Annotated in this window: 14 protein-coding genes; 10 read left to right on the top strand and 4 right to left on the bottom strand. The window is 62.1% G+C overall.

What is annotated here, in order from left to right:
- Positions 1–20 precede the first annotated feature (20 nt).
- Together U5A57_RS07695 and U5A57_RS07690 are read left to right on the top strand one after the other, a co-directional pair.
- On the top strand, positions 21–785 hold the full coding sequence (locus tag U5A57_RS07695; protein WP_321909578.1) for an SDR family oxidoreductase: 765 nt from the start codon (positions 21–23) through the stop codon (positions 783–785).
- A gap of 68 nt (positions 786–853) precedes the next feature.
- Entirely contained in the window at positions 854–2,092 is a 1,239-nt protein-coding gene (locus U5A57_RS07690; RefSeq protein WP_321909576.1) for an acyl-CoA dehydrogenase family protein, read from the top strand.
- On the opposite strand, the gene U5A57_RS07685 is transcribed toward U5A57_RS07690, so the two are convergent.
- The gene (locus tag U5A57_RS07685; protein WP_321909574.1) at positions 2,089–2,790 is read right to left on the bottom strand and encodes a TetR/AcrR family transcriptional regulator; all 702 of its coding nucleotides are present in this window, start codon (positions 2,788–2,790) and stop codon (positions 2,089–2,091) included. The genes U5A57_RS07690 and U5A57_RS07685 overlap by 4 nt on opposite strands.
- A gap of 63 nt (positions 2,791–2,853) precedes the next feature.
- On the opposite strand from U5A57_RS07685, the gene U5A57_RS07680 reads away from it, so the two are divergent.
- The 3 genes from U5A57_RS07680 (at position 2,854) to U5A57_RS07670 (ending at position 8,146) form a co-directional block, all read left to right on the top strand.
- Positions 2,854–4,983, top strand: a complete 2,130-nt coding sequence (locus tag U5A57_RS07680) for an alpha/beta hydrolase fold domain-containing protein (RefSeq protein WP_321909572.1) — start codon at positions 2,854–2,856, stop codon at positions 4,981–4,983.
- A gap of 66 nt (positions 4,984–5,049) precedes the next feature.
- The gene (locus U5A57_RS07675; protein WP_321909570.1) at positions 5,050–6,717 is read left to right on the top strand and encodes a long-chain-fatty-acid--CoA ligase; all 1,668 of its coding nucleotides are present in this window, start codon (positions 5,050–5,052) and stop codon (positions 6,715–6,717) included.
- A gap of 244 nt (positions 6,718–6,961) precedes the next feature.
- On the top strand, positions 6,962–8,146 hold the full coding sequence (locus U5A57_RS07670; protein ID WP_321909568.1) for a porin: 1,185 nt from the start codon (positions 6,962–6,964) through the stop codon (positions 8,144–8,146).
- Positions 8,147–8,194: 48 nt separating this feature from the next.
- On the opposite strand, the gene U5A57_RS07665 is transcribed toward U5A57_RS07670, so the two are convergent.
- The 3 genes from U5A57_RS07665 to U5A57_RS07655 form a co-directional block, all read right to left on the bottom strand.
- Positions 8,195–8,890, bottom strand: coding sequence for a Crp/Fnr family transcriptional regulator (locus U5A57_RS07665; protein WP_321909567.1), 696 nt, complete (start codon positions 8,888–8,890; stop codon positions 8,195–8,197).
- A 137-nt stretch (positions 8,891–9,027) separates the two neighbouring features.
- The gene (locus tag U5A57_RS07660) at positions 9,028–9,834 is read right to left on the bottom strand and encodes an acetoacetate decarboxylase family protein (RefSeq protein WP_321909566.1); all 807 of its coding nucleotides are present in this window, start codon (positions 9,832–9,834) and stop codon (positions 9,028–9,030) included.
- A 66-nt stretch (positions 9,835–9,900) separates the two neighbouring features.
- Entirely contained in the window at positions 9,901–10,377 is a 477-nt protein-coding gene (locus tag U5A57_RS07655) for a tautomerase family protein (RefSeq protein WP_321909846.1), read from the bottom strand.
- A gap of 219 nt (positions 10,378–10,596) precedes the next feature.
- Between U5A57_RS07655 and U5A57_RS07650 the strand changes: the two genes are divergently transcribed.
- From U5A57_RS07650 to phaZ, 5 genes are read left to right on the top strand one after another with little or no spacing between them, the layout of a single operon-like run.
- Positions 10,597–12,243 carry a fatty acid--CoA ligase gene (locus tag U5A57_RS07650; RefSeq protein ID WP_321909563.1) on the top strand — a complete coding sequence of 549 codons (1,647 nt, stop codon included), beginning with the start codon at positions 10,597–10,599 and terminating at the stop codon, positions 12,241–12,243.
- Between the two features lie 30 nt (positions 12,244–12,273).
- Positions 12,274–12,738, top strand: a complete 465-nt coding sequence (locus U5A57_RS07645) for a MaoC family dehydratase (protein ID WP_321909561.1) — start codon at positions 12,274–12,276, stop codon at positions 12,736–12,738.
- 34 nt (positions 12,739–12,772) lie between these two features.
- On the top strand, positions 12,773–14,479 hold the full coding sequence (locus U5A57_RS07640; RefSeq protein ID WP_321909559.1) for an alpha/beta fold hydrolase: 1,707 nt from the start codon (positions 12,773–12,775) through the stop codon (positions 14,477–14,479).
- Positions 14,480–14,533: 54 nt separating this feature from the next.
- Positions 14,534–14,956, top strand: a complete 423-nt coding sequence (locus U5A57_RS07635; protein ID WP_321909558.1) for a TIGR01841 family phasin — start codon at positions 14,534–14,536, stop codon at positions 14,954–14,956.
- A 59-nt stretch (positions 14,957–15,015) separates the two neighbouring features.
- A complete protein-coding gene (gene phaZ / locus U5A57_RS07630; protein ID WP_321909557.1) occupies positions 15,016–15,858 on the top strand; it encodes a poly(3-hydroxyalkanoate) depolymerase in 843 nt (280 codons plus the stop codon).
- The last annotated feature ends 2 nt before the right edge of the window (positions 15,859–15,860 follow it).

Below are 15,860 nucleotides of genomic sequence, written 5' to 3'. Positions count from 1 at the left end.
GATACATTGAGGAGACAGTTGTGACTACTAATTTGTTCGATCTGACCGGCAAGATTGCACTGGTCACGGGCGCGAGCCGTGGCATTGGCGAAGAAATCGCGAAGCTGCTTGCAGAACAGGGCGCTCATGTGATCGTCTCGAGCCGCAAGCTCGATGACTGCGAGAGCGTGGCGCGCGAGATCAGGGAGACGGGCGGCAGCGCCGAGGCGTATCCGTGCCACGTTGGGCGTCTCGACGACATTCAAGGCGTGTTCCAGCATATTCGCGCGAAACATGGCCGGCTGGACATACTCGTGAACAACGCGGCGGCGAATCCGTATTTCGGCCACATTCTCGACACCGATCTTTCGTCCTTCGAAAAGACGGTGGAGGTCAACTTGCGTGGCTACTTCTTCATGTCGGTCGAAGCGGGCAAGCTGATGCGCGAGCACGGCGGCGGCGCGATCGTCAACACGGCTTCCGTCAATGCGCTGCAACCGGGCGACAAGCAAGGCATCTATTCGATCACGAAGGCCGCCGTGGTCAACATGACGCGCGCGTTCGCCAAGGAGTGCGGCCCGCTCGGCATTCGCGTGAACGCCTTGCTGCCCGGCCTCACCAAAACGAAATTCGCAGGCGCCCTGTTCGCGGACGAGGCCCTGTACGAGAGCTGGATGGCGAAGATTCCGCTGCGCCGCCATGCGGAGCCTCGCGAAATGGCCGGCACCGTGCTGTATCTCGTCTCCGATGCGGCGAGCTACACCAACGGCGAGTGCATCGTCGTCGACGGCGGCCTGACGATCTGACCATGGAGCGGCGCGCGTCACTGACGCTCGCGCCGCACGACATACACCCGTATTGAAGGAAGAGCAAAATGGACTTTGCCTATAGCCCGAAAGTCGAAGCGCTGTGCACGCAGGTGCGCGCGTTCATGGACACGCATATCGTGCCGCGCATTCACCAATGGCATGAAGAAGTGAGCGCGGGACAATATCCCGTCTCCTTCATGGAGGAACTGAAGGAAAAGGCGCGTGCGGAAGGTCTCTGGAACCTGTTCCTGCCGCATCTGCGCGACGACGAACCGGGCACGCGGCTAACCAATCTCGAGTACGCTCCGCTTGCCGAAATCATGGGGCGCGTTTCCTGGGCCTCCGAAGTATTCAACTGCAACGCGCCGGACACGGGCAACATGGAGTTGCTGCACATGTTCGCCACGCCGGCGCAACGCAAGAAGTGGCTCGAGCCACTGCTCGACGGCAAGATCCGCTCGGCGTTTGCGATGACGGAACCGGCGGTCGCCTCCTCGGACGCGACCAACATCACCACGTCCATTCGCCTCGATGGCGACGACTATGTGATCGATGGCCGCAAGTGGTTCATCACGAACGCCGCGCACCCGAATTGCCAGATCTTCATCGTCATGGGCAAGACGGACCCGGACGCGCCCGCGCACCGTCAGCAAAGCATGGTTCTCGTGCCGCGCGACACGCCGGGCGTGACGATCATCCGCAATATCACGGTGGTCAATCACACGGCGCCGGAAGGCCACTGTGAGATCGAATTCAAGGGCGTGCGCGTGCCGCGCTCGAATCTGCTTGGCGAAGAGGGCAGCGGCTTCGCGCTCGCCCAGGCGCGCTTGGGGCCGGGACGCATTCACCACTGCATGCGTTCGATCGGCGCCGCCGAACTGGCGCTCGAACTGATGATCGAACGCGCGCAGGCGCGCACGGCGTTCGGCAAGAAGCTTTATCAGCAGGGCACGGTGGGTGAATGGATCGCGAAGTCGCGTATCGAAATCGATCAGGCGAGGCTCTTCGTGCTGAAGGCCGCGTGGATGATCGACAACGTGGGCGCGAAGGAAGCGCGCAAGGAAATCTCGATGATCAAGGCGCTCGTGCCGAGCGTGCACACCGCCGTCTGCGAGCGGGCGATCCAGACCTTCGGCGCGATGGGCCTGAGCCCCGACACGCCGCTCGCGGACAGCTGGACGTGGGGGCGTGCACTGAAGTTCGCCGATGGCCCGGACGAGGTGCATCTTCAGAGCATTGCGCGCATGGAGGTCAAGGCGCGGCCCTATGAACCGGGCCAAGAAAGCCCGTATCTGACGCGCTAACGAGCTGTCTCGCGATTGCTTTTGGACTCGCCCAACAGCGATTGCGTTTCCTCCGAAGGCCGCGCAACGAGCATGCCTTCGAAGGTATCCATCAAGTTCGACACGGCGTAGCCGGGGGCCCAGAGCCGCCCCGGCTCGCCGCTGTCCCGGCTTGCCTCCCAGGCGGCCAGCGCGGCATTGCCATAGATGCCGACGAGCGACAGCCGGTGGTCGACAATCGCCGGATCGATCTCGGGCAGCAGGTCCCGCAGCAGCGCATTGCAGCGCTGATAGCCCGCATTCCACTTGTTCTCCAGCGCCTCGCGCAGGAACGCGCGATCGTTCAGCTGCAGGTTGGCGATCATGCGGATGTACGTCGGCTGGCCCGTTCGATCGGCCAGTTCGAGCATGGGAAAAAGCAACGCCCCCAACACCGCGCGCACGCTCAGCGTGCCTTGCGCTTCCAGCTTGTCCACCCGCGCCTGGCGGTCCTCGTCGATCAGGCGCGCGCCATCTACGACCAGTTCGCGCGCCAGCTCGAGCTTGTTCCCGAAGTAGTAGCGCAGCGAGGCGCTATTGCGCTGACCCGCCGCCGAAATGATGTCCTGCACGGACACCCCCTCCAGCCCGCGCAGCGCGAACAGCCGCTGCGCCTCCTCTTTCAGGCGCGTTCGCGTCTCGGCGCCGTCCGATCTAAGGGGTTTTCCTGGTGTCGTCATTACTTTACCGTATCGATATAACTAACTACACTGGGTTAATTAACCCGGTAGGAGAAACTTAGCATGAAAGTCGTAATTGCAGGAGGCGGCATCGGCGGCCTCACCACGGCGCTGGCCTTGTTGCATCAAGGAATCGAGCCGATTGTACTGGAGCGTGCTCCGCAGCTGACCGAGGTCGGAGCGGGCGTGCAGATCGCCGCCAACGGCACGATCGTGCTGCGTGAACTGGGGCTTGAACGCGCCGTGGCGAGCGTCGCGACGGTGCCGGCAGGCTTCGATTACCTCGAGTTGTCGACGGGCCGGCGCCTCTACTACGCGCCGCTCGGCAAGGACGCCGAGGCGCGCTACGGCGCGTTGCTCTACAACATTCACCGCGCCGACTTGATCGACCTGCTCGCGAAGGCGTTGCCGCCGGGCGTGGTGCGTCTTGGTGCGGAGTGCGAATCGGTTTCGCAGGACGAGGACAGCGCCTGGGTCACGCTGAAGAACGGCGAGGTGATCCGCGGCGACGTGGTGATCGGCGCGGACGGCATTCATTCGGCCGTACGCACGGCCTTGCGCGGGCCGGAGGAGAAGCAGTTCGCCAATATCCTGATGTGGCGCTCGCTGATCCCGGCCGACCGGCTCGAAGGGTTGAGCCTTCCCGTGGCAGGCAACAACTGGTTTGGCGTGGGCCGCAATATCGTGTCGTACTGGGTTCGCAAGGATCTGTACAGCATTCTCGCCTCCGTGCCGGCAACCGAAGTGAGCCGCGAGTCGTGGACGCAGTCGGGCGATGTCGAGCAACTGCGACGCTCGTTCGAGGGCTGCGAGCCGACGGTGCAGAAGATGCTGGCGCAGGTGGACAACACGTTCATCACCGGCATGTATCACCGCGATCCGATCGAGAGCTGGACGACGGGCCGCATCGCGCTGCTCGGCGACGCCGCGCACGCGATGGTGCCGTATCTCGCACAAGGCGCCTGCCAGTCGATCGAGGACGCATGGGTGCTCGCCACTTGCCTCAAGAATCACGGCAGCGCCGGTGTGCAGGATGCGCTGCTCGAATACGAACGGCGTCGCCAGCCGCGCACGAAGCGCATTCAGGCGGGCGCGCGCTACGTGGTCGACTGGGCGCACGAGCCCGACGCGGCGCGCGTGCGTCAGCGCAACGGGCGGCTCAAGGGGCTTTCGCGCATCGATCCGCTGGGCGAGATTTCGTGGTCGTTCGCCTGGGGGCACGACATCATCGCGGCGGCCAAATTGCCGCCGGGCGAGGTGGTGGGCCTGAGCGCGGCGCGTGAAGGCAAGCGCATGGAGCGCGCCGAGAGCCAGCGTGCATTCGATCTCTGGAAGGGCGTCTTCACGCCCGACGACGTGGCGCGCGGCGACCGCGGCCAGCACGCCGCATACGAGCGCTTCCTGCTGGGGCAATTCCCCGCACCGGCGAGCACCCATGTGAAGGAAGTCGATCTCGATGGCGTGCGCTCGCTGCGCGTAACAGCGGAAGGCGCGGGGAAGCAGGCGACCGTGCTGCATTTTCACGGCGGCGGCTATGTGCTTGGTTCTGCTAATAGTTCCGTGGAATACGCAAGCCGTCTTTCGCATGCGCTGAACGGCCCGTGCTACACGGTCGACTATCGCCTCGCGCCCGAGCATCCGTATCCGGCGGCCATCGACGATGCATTCAGCGCGTATCGCGGCCTGCTCGCCACGGGCGTCGATCCCGCCACGCTCTTCCTGAGCGGCGAGTCGTCCGGTGGTGGTCTCGCACTCGCGCTGGCGGCGGCGCTGCGCCGCGCGGGGCTGCCGCTGCCGGCCGGCGTGATCGCCGTCTGCCCGATGACGGATCTCACGCTGAGCGGCCCCTCCGTGCAAGCGAACTCGGGCGACGACCCGGCCGCGAATCGCGAGACGCTGACCAATCTCGTCGCGGGCTACTTCCAGGGCCACGAGCCGACCGACCCGTTGGTGTCGCCGCTGTTCGCCGATCTCGCGGATCTTCCGCCGGTCTATCTCGCGGCCGTGCATGGCGAAGTGCTGGAAAGCGACACGACGCGCTTTGCCGAGCGCGCGAAAGCCGCCGGGGCGAACGTGACGCTAAGGATGGTGGACGACTCCGTTCACGTCTTCACGCTGTTCCCGTTCTTGCCCGAGACCGCCGAAACGCTCGAAGCGATCGCCCAGTGGAGCCGCAAACTGCTGCCGCAGTGAAGAAAAACCTCTGCGCCGGGCACTGCGCCAGGTGCGGAGGCATCCTGTTTCATGTCTGGAGTGCCTATGACGGCAACATCATTGCGTCAACTCGCTACACCGCAGACCTCGCTCTACGCGAATCTCGAAGTCTGCGCGAATCGTCATCCCGAGAAGGACGCCATTCTCTACTACGGCAGTGCCCTGAGCTACGGGAATTTACGCGACGAAGTGGAGACGATGGCGGGATTCCTGCAACAGCATTGTGGAGTCCGTCGTGGCGAGCGCGTCGTGCTCTTCATGCAGAACAGTCCGCAGTTCGTCATCGCGTTCTACGCGGTGCTGCGCGCGGACGCGGTCGTCGTGCCCGTCAATCCGATGAACCGGACCGCCGAGCTGCAACATATCTTCGAAGACAGTGGCGCGCGAGTCGCGTTTGTTGGCGAAGAGTTGTTGGAGCACGTGCGGCCGCTCATGGGGCGCCAGGTGGGACATGTCGTGACCGCGCGCTATGCCGACTATTTAGCCTTGCAGACGGATCTGCCGCTGCCCGATATCCTGACTGCCCCTGAACTGCGGCTCAACGCACTGCCGTCCGAAAGCGATGCCAGCATTACCGGCTGGTACGACGCGCTACTTCATGCGTACGTTGCGCGCGCCCACGAAGCGGGACCCGATGACCTGGCGGTGATTCCGTATACGTCCGGCACCACGGGGCACCCGAAGGGATGCATCCATACGCACCGCAGTGTGATGCATTCGACCGTTTCTTGCGGCGCGTGGCCCGAACTCCCCGGTGAGAGCGTGATGCTGTGCTCCGTGCCGCTTTTTCATGTAACGGGCATGCAGAACTGCATGAACATGCCGGTCTTCATCGGCGCGACGATGGTGATCATGACCCGCTGGGACGCGAGATGCGCAGCGCACCTGATCGAACGCCACCGCGTGAGCACATGGGTCACCGTGCCGACGATGGTGATCGATCTGCTGAATCTCGCAGACATCGCGAGCTTCGACCTCGGCTCGATCACCTATCTGAGTGGAGGCGGAGCCGCGATGCCCCAGGCGGTTGCGCAGGAGATCGAGAAGCGCTGGGGCATTGCCTACGTGGAGGGCTACGGGCTCACCGAAACGATGGCGGCAACGCACATCAACCCACGCACGCGCAGCAAGCCGCAATCCATGGGCGTGCCCGTTTTCAACACCTATGCGCTCGTAGTCGACCCCGATTCGCTGCAGACCCTTGGAGAAGGCGAGACGGGCGAAATCCTCGTGAGCGGGCCGCAAGTGTTCGACGGCTACTGGAACGCGCCGCAGGCGTCGCGTGACGCGTTCGCTTCGATCGATGGGCGGCGCTATCTGCGCACGGGCGATCTCGGCTATGTCGATCAGGAGGGCTACTTCTTCGTTGTCGACCGGCTCAAGCGCATGATCAACGCATCGGGCTACAAGGTGTGGCCCGCCGAGGTCGAGGCCATGCTGTTCGAACATCCTGCCGTGCAGGAGGCCTGCGTGATCGCGACTCACGACGCGCGCAGGGGCGAATCCGTCAAGGCCGTTATCGTTCTACGTAGCGGTGCGTGTACGACGCAAAACGACATTGTCGCGTGGGCTCGCGAACGCATGGCGGCCTACAAGGTTCCGCGCGTGATCGCGTTTGCCGATAGCTTGCCGCGCACGGCGAGCGGCAAGGTTCAGTGGCGCGTGTTGCAGGAAGCGGAAAACCGGCGCAAAGGCCTACCAGAATCGTCGTGATCCAACTGCAAGATTCCTTGCAATTGACGCGCGCCCGGAAATGTAAAGTTTCTGACGGTTTGGCGACGCCTTCTCGGGCAACTTATCGTCTTGGGCACGATGCCTCGACAAGGCGATAAAAAACGCCACAAGGCATAACAGAATTTGAGCGGGGGAGACCTCCAGCATCTTCGCGCAAAAAGCGCGTGTCGATCTGGTCAAATTAATTCGTAGTACAACATAAACATAAGATTGGAGTCATGGAATGCGGAAGGTAAGGAGATTGCCCGTCAACGTCGCTTCGGTGGCGAGTAGCCGGGTTGGAAGGAGACCGCGAGGCCGCACGGCGGGCGTGCTGGCCGGCGCCATTTCTGCGGCTACGTTGTATTCGGCTTCGGCGGCTGCGCAATCGTCGGTGACCCTCTACGGTCTGGTCGATGCCGGCCTGCGCTATACGACACACGCGAACCCGGCAGGCGATTCGCAGTTTCAGATGTTGAGCGGCGCGAGCGAAAGCCACTTTGGCATCAAGGGTGCGGAAGACATTGGCGGCGGGACGAAGGTTATTTTCACCCTGGAAAATCGCTTCTTTCCGAACAACGGGCAAATGGACCCGGCCTATCCGTTCTTCAATACGGCGTTTGTCGGCCTGCAATCGAACACGTTCGGCAAGCTGACAATGGGTCGCCAGATCAATCCGTTCGCCGACGCCGTGCTGGGGTCGTTCATATCGAACCGCTGGCTACCGTCGTTCTATCAGTTCCGGCCGGAAGTCACGATGGCCCAGGGCGTATGGACGAGCAACATGGTCAAGTACGCCGTGCGCTATCAGTACCTGACCGCCGAGGTCTCGTACGCGTTTGGCGGCCAGGCGGGGCAGTTCGGTGCGGGTAGCCAGATTGGCGCGTCCATTCTGTATCTGCCCGCTGCGCCGCTGACCTTTTCCGCCGCCTATCTCGACTCGCGCGACGCTGTGAATGGGTCCCAGCACTTCAAATCTTGGGCCGTGGGCGGTTCGTACACGTTCGCCTCGACCACCGTGAATGCAGGCTGGATGGTCAACCGGCAGGACTCGGGCTTCGTCGGCAATTTCCCTAACGGCCCGTTCTCCGTGCCCGCATTGACCGCGTTGAAATTCAATACGTTCAGCGCACGAGAGATGTTCTTTGGTGGAGTGAGCCAGCAGATCGGCTTTGCCACGCATCTCTCGGCGAACGTGTGGCGCACGATCCAGACCGGCAAGGCTCAGTCCGGTGACGGCAACGCGACGCAGTTCCAGCTGCTTGCCGACTACAACTGGTCCAAGCGCACGGATACGTACGTCGAAGTCGATTACTCGCTGTACCGGGGCGGCATGATTGGCGCGCAGTTCCAGGGCATCAACGCGGTGAGCTCGGCTTTCGGCAGCACCCAGCTTGGCGTGACGGCAGGCTTGCGGCATCTGTTCTAGGCGGGCCAAATGAGCGCCCGCGAATCCAGCGGGCGCTCGTGGGCGAAATCATTGGTAATCCTGAAAGGACGAGAGGAGGTCTTTCGACAAGATTTCGATGCGGCCATACCGAAGCGTGATCGCACCTTTTTCCGCCATCGCCTTGAGTTCCAGCGAAAGCGTCTGGCGCGTGATGCCCAGCATCATGGCGAGCGTGTCCTGCGAAAGGCTGACGTCCTGGCGGCACTGCGGCGCGAGTGTCACATCGCCCGCAGCGAGCGAGAGCAGGCGGCGGGCAATGCGCGCACGCGTGGAATGTAGCGTCGCGTCTTCGACCATGCGGTAAAGCCAGTTCATATGGAGCGACTGCAACTCCGCAATCGCGCGCACGAACGCGTGGCTGCGCTGCATCAGTTCCTCGAAGGCGGCGGCCTTCACGACAAAGAGGCTCGACCGGTCGAGTGCAATGACGTCACGCGGACGCGGTTGGCGGCTCGTCAACGAGGTCTGCCCAAACCAGTTGCCCGGTTCGATCACGGCAAGGATCGCTTCCTTGCCGTCTTCGCGAACGGTAGAGGCTTTGAGGCGTCCGCTCTTGACGCCATAGAACGCACTTGGTGCGTCGCCGCGATGGAAAAGATATTCGCCCGGGCCGAGCGTCATGAGTTCGCTGCTGCCGATCAGCGCTTCCTGTTCTTCGGCGGGTAACGCGCTGAACCACTGGTTGGTCCGCATTTCGTCGGACGTGTCGATCATGAGGGCCATGTGAAGCAGTCAATTTGCAGATCAATGTTCGAGCGCGGCGCTGGCCGCTTACATGCACCGCATTTTATTCGTCGAAAGATGGCGTGACCTCCCTCAAACGGGGGAGGCACGCCGCGGCCCTCATGGTTTTAGTGCGCTTACTTCGTGTTGTCGCTCAGCGTTTTCAGGTCCGTCACGCTATAAGCCATGGAACCGCGGAAACCAGCGCCCACACGCACAGGCTGGAGATCCGAAATCTCTTCGCCTTCGGCGACCGGGAACGAGAGCTTGCCTTCACCCGTCCACACGCCGGCGATCTGCGCGTTGTTCATGACGGAGAGCACGAGTTCGTTCACGGCCGGCGTTTCATGCTGGCCAGCGGCGAGGCGCGGGAAATAGCGCAGGTTCACAACCGGTCGGCCCGCAATGCTCAGTTTCGAAACGTCTTCAACGGCCTTCTCCAGCTTGACCTCGGCGCGGGCAAGACGCTGTCCGGCGGCGCTCGCCGAGGCGGCGAAGCGCGTGCCTGCGGCAACAGGTGCGGCGGCGGGGCTCGGCGCCGCGAACGAACGCGTTTGATGCACCTGGCCATAGCGCTTCGGGAAGCCTTGAATCAGACCGCGCATCATCGCGGAGTCGTTGTCCACGAAGATGTACGGGCAATACGAAACCGGCTTGCCGTCGTGCAGCGCGTCCACGAGGATGAAAAATTCGCGGTACTGATAGCGCGCCGGGTCGAGCATCTCGTCGTTGCTGCCGGTGAATTGCCAGTCGATGAAGAGGGCCGTGGCATGCCCCGGCGACGCCGGATCGGCGCTCAAACCTTTGGGGAGCACGGCGGCGACCGCAGCGGGATCGGCCCAGAATTCGACGAGGATGAAGTCGCCGGAATAGTGCCACGGCGGCGGGGGCGCGATGCTCGAAAGTCCACGGGGCGAGAGAGGAACAGCGTAAGGCCTGGTCATGATGAAGACTCCAGATTGATTGGGTTTGCGGCCAGAGAATGGCTTTCAGGTTATCTAACGTTGCTGTCAGCTGACGGTGGAAGCGGCGGACGAATTCGCAGCGGGAATGACCGCATTGCGGCCGGCAATCCCGTTACCGGGCGACCAGTTCTCGCTGGCCACTTCAATGATGTTGATGAAGACATCGGCGGGATCGACGCCGAGCGTCGCTTGCAGTTTGCTGACGAGGTGTTCGTAGAAGCGCTTCTTGTCGTCGGCGCTGCGGCCGGCGGTCAGCGTGATCTGAACCAGCAGCAGGTCCGCGCTGCGCTTGAATGGGAATGTCGTGTTCGCGAGGAAGTTGGCGTCTTCGTGCTCGGTGATTGTCATGAAGAAAGCTTGCGGGTGAACGCCGAGCGCCTCGTGCAGCGACTCGTGAATACTCTTCAGGACTGCGGTGCGAAATGGCGCGGGCCGGCCGGCGCGCATCGAAACATGGGTCATTGGCATGGAAAGCTCCGTTTGGCGATTGCTGCGCCAAATCTTAGGCATGCATCCGATCACATCCAACAATCACAGCGAATTGCTGTGATGAGATTTTCAAATCATCAAATCGCGTTTTATCGGGCTATCTCGGGGTATTCGCTGCGCTCCCCCATCCGGGGGATATTGCGGGCGTCCCGATGCCGGGATCATTGCTTCAACGGAACGTCGCTCCGATCAGAACGAAAAACAAAGCATCGGCGTTCATGCGATCCATGTTCAGGAACCCAGGAGATATCGATGTCGGACGACGTGAAGACGGCTCACGCCAGCAACGCCTACGCTTACCCGCTGTTAATCAAGCAACTGCTGCATACGCCCTTTGCTCAGGCACAGGAGCAGGAGATCGTCTATCGCGGCCAGGTGCGCATGAGCTATGCGACCCTTCGCGAGCGCATTGCGCGCCTCGCCAACGGTCTTGCCCAACTCGGCGTGGAATACGGCAGCACGCTTGCGGTGATGGATTGGGACAGCCACCGTTACCTCGAGAGTTACTTCGCTATCCCGATGATGGGTGCGGTGCTGCAGACCGTGAACGTGCGTCTGTCTCCGGCGGAGATCGCTTATACGATCAATCACGCTGGCGCTGAAGTCCTGTTCGTACACACTGATTTCATTCCCGTAGTCGAGTCCATCAAGGACCAGCTCGAAACCGTGCGCAAGTTTGTGTGGATCGACGAGCCGGGCAGCGAAGCGCCGGCCCATACGATTGCGTTCTCGAACGAATACGAGGCGATGCTGGCCGCAAACAGCACGAGCTACGACTTCCCGGAGTTCGACGAAAACACGCGCGCCACGACGTTCTATACGACCGGCACGACCGGTTTGCCAAAGGGCGTCTACTTCACGCATCGGCAGCTGGTGTTGCACACCATCTCGCTCATGGCGGCGCTCGCAGCGCCGATTGCCGGTCAACGCTTTCATCGCGGCGACGTGTATATGCCGCTCACCCCCATGTTTCATGTCCACGCATGGGGCATGCCATATATCGCCACGGTGATGGGCGTGAAGCAGGTTTATCCGGGCCGCTACGTGCCGGAGCGTCTTGCGAGACTCATCGAGGACGAAGGCGTGACCTTCTCGCATTGCGTGGGCACGATCCTGCACATGCTGCTTACGTGCGCCGAGGCGAAGGCAACCGACTTCAGCAAGTGGAAAGTGATCATTGGCGGCAGCGCGTTGCCGCAGGGCCTGGCCGCTTCGGCAGTGGCGCGCGGCATCGACGTGTTCGCCGGTTATGGCATGTCCGAAACCTGTCCGGTGCTGAGCCTCGCGCAACTGCCGCCGGGCGCCGAAAAGCTGGATGCCGACGAGCAGATTCGCCTGCGGTGCAAAACCGGGCTGCCGGTGCCGCTCGTCGATCTGCGCGTGGTGGACGACGAGATGACCGATCTTGCGCATGACGGGAAATCCACGGGCGAGATCGTCGCGCGTGCGCCCTGGCTCACGCAAGGCTATCTGAAGAATCCCGAGGCGAGCGAGCAACTTTGGGCGGGCGGTTATCTGCATACGCAGGATATTGCCAATATCGACCCGACCGGCAACGTGCAGATTACCGATCGCTTGAAGGACGTCATCAAGTCGGGCGGCGAGTGGGTGTCGTCGCTGGAAATCGAAAACCTGATTTCGCAGTACGACGGCGTTTCGGAAGTCGCCGTTATCGGCATCAAGGATGAGAAGTGGGGAGAACGGCCAGTCGCGCTCGTGGTGCTCAAGGAAGGCGCGGCGGTGACGGAGGAAGACATCAAGCAGCACGTGCTGTCGTTCACGACATCAGGACGGATCTCGAAGTATGCGGTGCCGCAGATCGTCAAGTTCGTCGAGGCGCTGGCGCGAACGAGCGTCGGCAAGGTCAACAAGAAAGCGCTGCGCGAGCAGATCGCCTGAATGGTCGGGAACATGCGAGGAGTGGAAGCGATGAGTCTGGAAAATTACCGCGTCGAGACGCTCGGCGACTTTGTGGGCCAGGAACTGGGCGTATCGGATTGGGTTCTCGTCGATCAGGAACGTATCGACGCGTTCGCAGCGTGCACCGGCGACCGGCAGTGGATCCATGTGGATGTGGAGCGTGCGAGGCGCGAGAGCCCTTTCGGCGGAACCATCGCCCACGGCTACCTGACGTTGTCGCTGCTGGCGAGCCTTGCGATGGAAATCGGCATCGTCCCCAAGGATGCGGCGGCGGGACTGAACTACGGGCTCGACAAGGTGCGCTTCATGACGCCCGTTAAGGCTGGGGCGCGCGTGCGCAACCGCGTCACGCTCGAGTCGGCGGAGAACAAGGGAGGAGGCCGCGTGCTCGTCAAGACGATGAACACGCTGGAGATCGAGGGCGAAGACAAGCCCGCGTTGGTCGCGCAAACCCTCGCAATGCTGATTGCGTGATACGCGACGAAAAGAGACTATTGAGGAGTCGAAAATGGCGGTAACCCGTGAAATGCCCCAGCAAAGCGAGAACGCGAAGGCTTTGGCCGCTTCGGTCGAGCAAGCCCTGCCGGGCCCCAATCCGTTCGTCGGGCTGCGCCCCTGCGATATCTTCGCGGCCGTGCAGCAGATCGGTGCTCAGGCAATACGACAGCCGGCGCTCGTGATGGAGCAGGAAATGGCGCTGGCGCGCGAGATGTTCAGCATCGTTTCGGGCAGCTCCAAGGCTGCGTCGCCACAAGGCGACAAACGCTTTACGGATACGGCGTGGCAGGACAACCCGATGTATCGCATGACGCTGCAAGGCTATCTCGCGTGGCGCGACTCGCTTGCCGGTTTCGTGGAGCGCTCGGGGCTCGACGCGAACAGCCGGGAGCGCGCGAAGTTCGTGGTCTCGCTCATTACCGATGCGGCCTCGCCGACCAACACGCTGCTGGGCAACCCGGCTGCGCTCAAGAAGGTGGTCGATTCGGGCGGAATCAGCTTGCTGGACGGCTTCAACAATGCCGTGACGGACATGCTCAAGAATCAGGGCATGCCGGCGCAGGTAAACAAGACAGCATTCGAAGTGGGGAAGAACCTCGGGACTTCGAAAGGTTCGGTGGTGTTTCGCAATGAATTGCTGGAACTGATTCAATACTCGCCCACGACGCAGCAGGTCTATAGCCGGCCGCAGCTGATCGTGCCTCCGCAGATCAACAAGTTCTATATTTTCGATCTGTCCGAAGGTAAGAGCATCGTCAACTATCTGCTCGACAACGAACTGCAGGTGTTCGTGGTCAGCTGGCGCAACCCGACCGCGGCGCAAAGCCATTGGGACCTCGACACCTACGTCACTGCGCTGATCGAGGCCATTACGGCCGTGCGTGAAATCACCGGCAGCGAAGATATCAATCTGCACGGGGCGTGCTCTGGCGCGATGACGATTTCGGCCTTGCTCGGCCACCTGGCGGCCCGCGGCGAAAAGACAGTCAACGCCACCACGCTGATGGTTGCCGTGCTCGACAACACGGCCGATTCCCAGCTTGGCCTCTTTGCGACGCCCGAGGCCGTGGCGGCCGCCAAGCAGCACAGCATTTCGCGCGGCGTGCTGGCCGGCGAAGAAATGGGCCGCGTGTTCGCGTGGATGCGCCCCAACGATCTGGTGTGGAACTACTGGGTCAACAACTACCTGCTCGGTAACGCGCCGCCGGCGTTCGACATCCTTTACTGGAACAACGACACGACGCGCTTACCGGCGAAATTCCACGGCGAACTGCTCGACATTTTCACCGGGAATCTGTTCAGCAAGCCCGGCGCGCTGACGGTGTTGGGCACGCCTATCGACTTGTCCGAGGTGAATTGCGACAAGTACGTGGTGGCGGGTATGACCGACCATATCACGCCGTGGAAGGGCGTTTATAACACCGCCCGGCGCTTTGGCGGCGAGACCCGCTTTGTGCTGAGTTCGAGCGGGCATATTCAAAGCCTGATCAATCCGCCCGGCAATCCGAAAGCGAAGTATTTCCTCAATCCTTCGTTGCCCGCCAATTCCGATGCGTGGCTCGACAACGCACAGGCCGAGAAGGATTCGTGGTGGAACAACTGGCGCGACTGGCTCGTGGCCCGCTCAGGCGAGAAGCGCGCCGCGCCGGCAGCGAACGGCAGCAAAAAGCACCCAGCAACGGCAAGCGCGCCCGGCAAGTATGTTTTGCAAGACTAACGATTTTCAACCCGCTACTTAAGCGTTTTTTCGATTCAATCAGGAGATTCAATCATGGCAACGACCAACACCAACGGCATTTTCGCTGAATATACGAAGCTCATCTCGCAGTTCAAGCTGCCGGGCGTGGATGTGAGCGCGTTCCTCGAATCGCGTCGCAAGGACGTCGAGGCGCTCACCGAGGCCAACATGACCGCGCTCGCCGGCGTGCAGCAACTCGGTCAAAAGCAGGTGGAGATTCTCCGCTCGAAGATGACCGAACTGCAGTCGCTGGTGACGCGTTTGTCGACGCCTGGAAGCGAAAGCGTCGCAAGCGCGGGCGAGGGCATGAAGGACGCGCTGCAAAAGGCGTTCATCGACATGCAGGAACTCGCGGATGCGGCGTATCGCGCCCAGACCGACAGCATCGCGGTCGTCACGAAGCGCCTTGCGGAGCATGTAGAGGAGATCAAGGCGCTGATGCAGCCGAAGAAGTGATATAGCGAGCCGCCACGATCCACAACGAAAACGAATTGCCGAGCCAGGGGAAAAACCGGATGACCGATACACGAACGAGCCCAGAGGTAGTCGACGCCATGCAAATTCAGATGATCGATCTGGATGGTCAGTGGTTGCGCGTCGGTGTGCGTCGCGGCCGCGATGCGTGCCCGCCGCTGCTGTTGTTCAATGGCATTGGCGCCAATCTCGAACTGGTCGAGCCTTTCGTTGATGCGCTCGAAGACATCACCGTGATCGTTTTCGACGTGCCGGGCGTTGGCGGCTCGCCCGCGCCCCTCATTCCGTACCGCTTCTCGACGCTCGCCGTATTGTCCGACAAGCTGCTCACGCGGCTCGGCTATGCGGGTCCTGTCGATGTGCTGGGCGTGTCGTGGGGCGGGGCGCTCGCGCAGCAGTTCGCGCACCTTTACCCAAGGCGGTGCCGCCGGCTGATACTCGCCGCGACGTCGCCGGGGGTGATCATGGTGCCCGCGCGGCTTTCGGTGCTGTCGAAGCTGGTTGGGCCGCGGCGATATACAGACCCGGCGTATCTGAAGCAGGTTGGCGCTGAGATATACGGCGGCGCCTACCGGCGCGATGCCGCGCTGCTCGAAGAACACAGCCGCCATATCCAGGCGCCGCGCGGCCGTGGCTATCTGTATCAACTGCTGGCCGCGTCGGGCTGGACGAGCCTGCCGTGGCTCGGCGCGTTGCGCCAAAAAACCTTGGTGATACATGGCAACGACGACCCGATCGTGCCGCTCACCAATGCAAAGATTCTCGTCGCGCGCATTCGCGACGCGACGCTCCATGTGATCGACGACGGTCACCTGTTTCTGATTACGCGCGCAAAGGAAATCGCTCCGCTGGTGAAAGCGTTTCTCGAGCAGGAGGCGAGTTGAGT

This window comes from Paraburkholderia sp. J11-2 (assembly GCF_905220185.1).
Taxonomy (GTDB): Bacteria; Pseudomonadota; Gammaproteobacteria; order Burkholderiales; family Burkholderiaceae; genus Paraburkholderia.
This window is presented reverse-complemented; position numbering and strand designations above follow the sequence as displayed.

Bases quoted from the DNA above. Each gene is read 5' to 3' on its own strand.
- U5A57_RS07690 (WP_321909576.1), top strand. From the start codon at position 854: ATGGACTTTGCCTATAGCCCGAAAGTCGAAGCGCTGTGCACGCAGGTG.
- U5A57_RS07685 (WP_321909574.1), bottom strand. From the start codon at position 2,790: ATGACGACACCAGGAAAACCCCTTAGATCGGACGGCGCCGAGACGCGA.
- U5A57_RS07680 (WP_321909572.1), top strand. From the start codon at position 2,854: ATGAAAGTCGTAATTGCAGGAGGCGGCATCGGCGGCCTCACCACGGCG.
- U5A57_RS07675 (WP_321909570.1), top strand. From the start codon at position 5,050: ATGACGGCAACATCATTGCGTCAACTCGCTACACCGCAGACCTCGCTC.
- U5A57_RS07670 (WP_321909568.1), top strand. From the start codon at position 6,962: ATGCGGAAGGTAAGGAGATTGCCCGTCAACGTCGCTTCGGTGGCGAGT.
- U5A57_RS07665 (WP_321909567.1), bottom strand. From the start codon at position 8,890: ATGGCCCTCATGATCGACACGTCCGACGAAATGCGGACCAACCAGTGG.
- U5A57_RS07660 (WP_321909566.1), bottom strand. From the start codon at position 9,834: ATGACCAGGCCTTACGCTGTTCCTCTCTCGCCCCGTGGACTTTCGAGC.
- U5A57_RS07650 (WP_321909563.1), top strand. From the start codon at position 10,597: ATGTCGGACGACGTGAAGACGGCTCACGCCAGCAACGCCTACGCTTAC.
- U5A57_RS07645 (WP_321909561.1), top strand. From the start codon at position 12,274: ATGAGTCTGGAAAATTACCGCGTCGAGACGCTCGGCGACTTTGTGGGC.
- U5A57_RS07640 (WP_321909559.1), top strand. From the start codon at position 12,773: ATGGCGGTAACCCGTGAAATGCCCCAGCAAAGCGAGAACGCGAAGGCT.
- U5A57_RS07635 (WP_321909558.1), top strand. From the start codon at position 14,534: ATGGCAACGACCAACACCAACGGCATTTTCGCTGAATATACGAAGCTC.
- phaZ (WP_321909557.1), top strand. From the start codon at position 15,016: ATGACCGATACACGAACGAGCCCAGAGGTAGTCGACGCCATGCAAATT.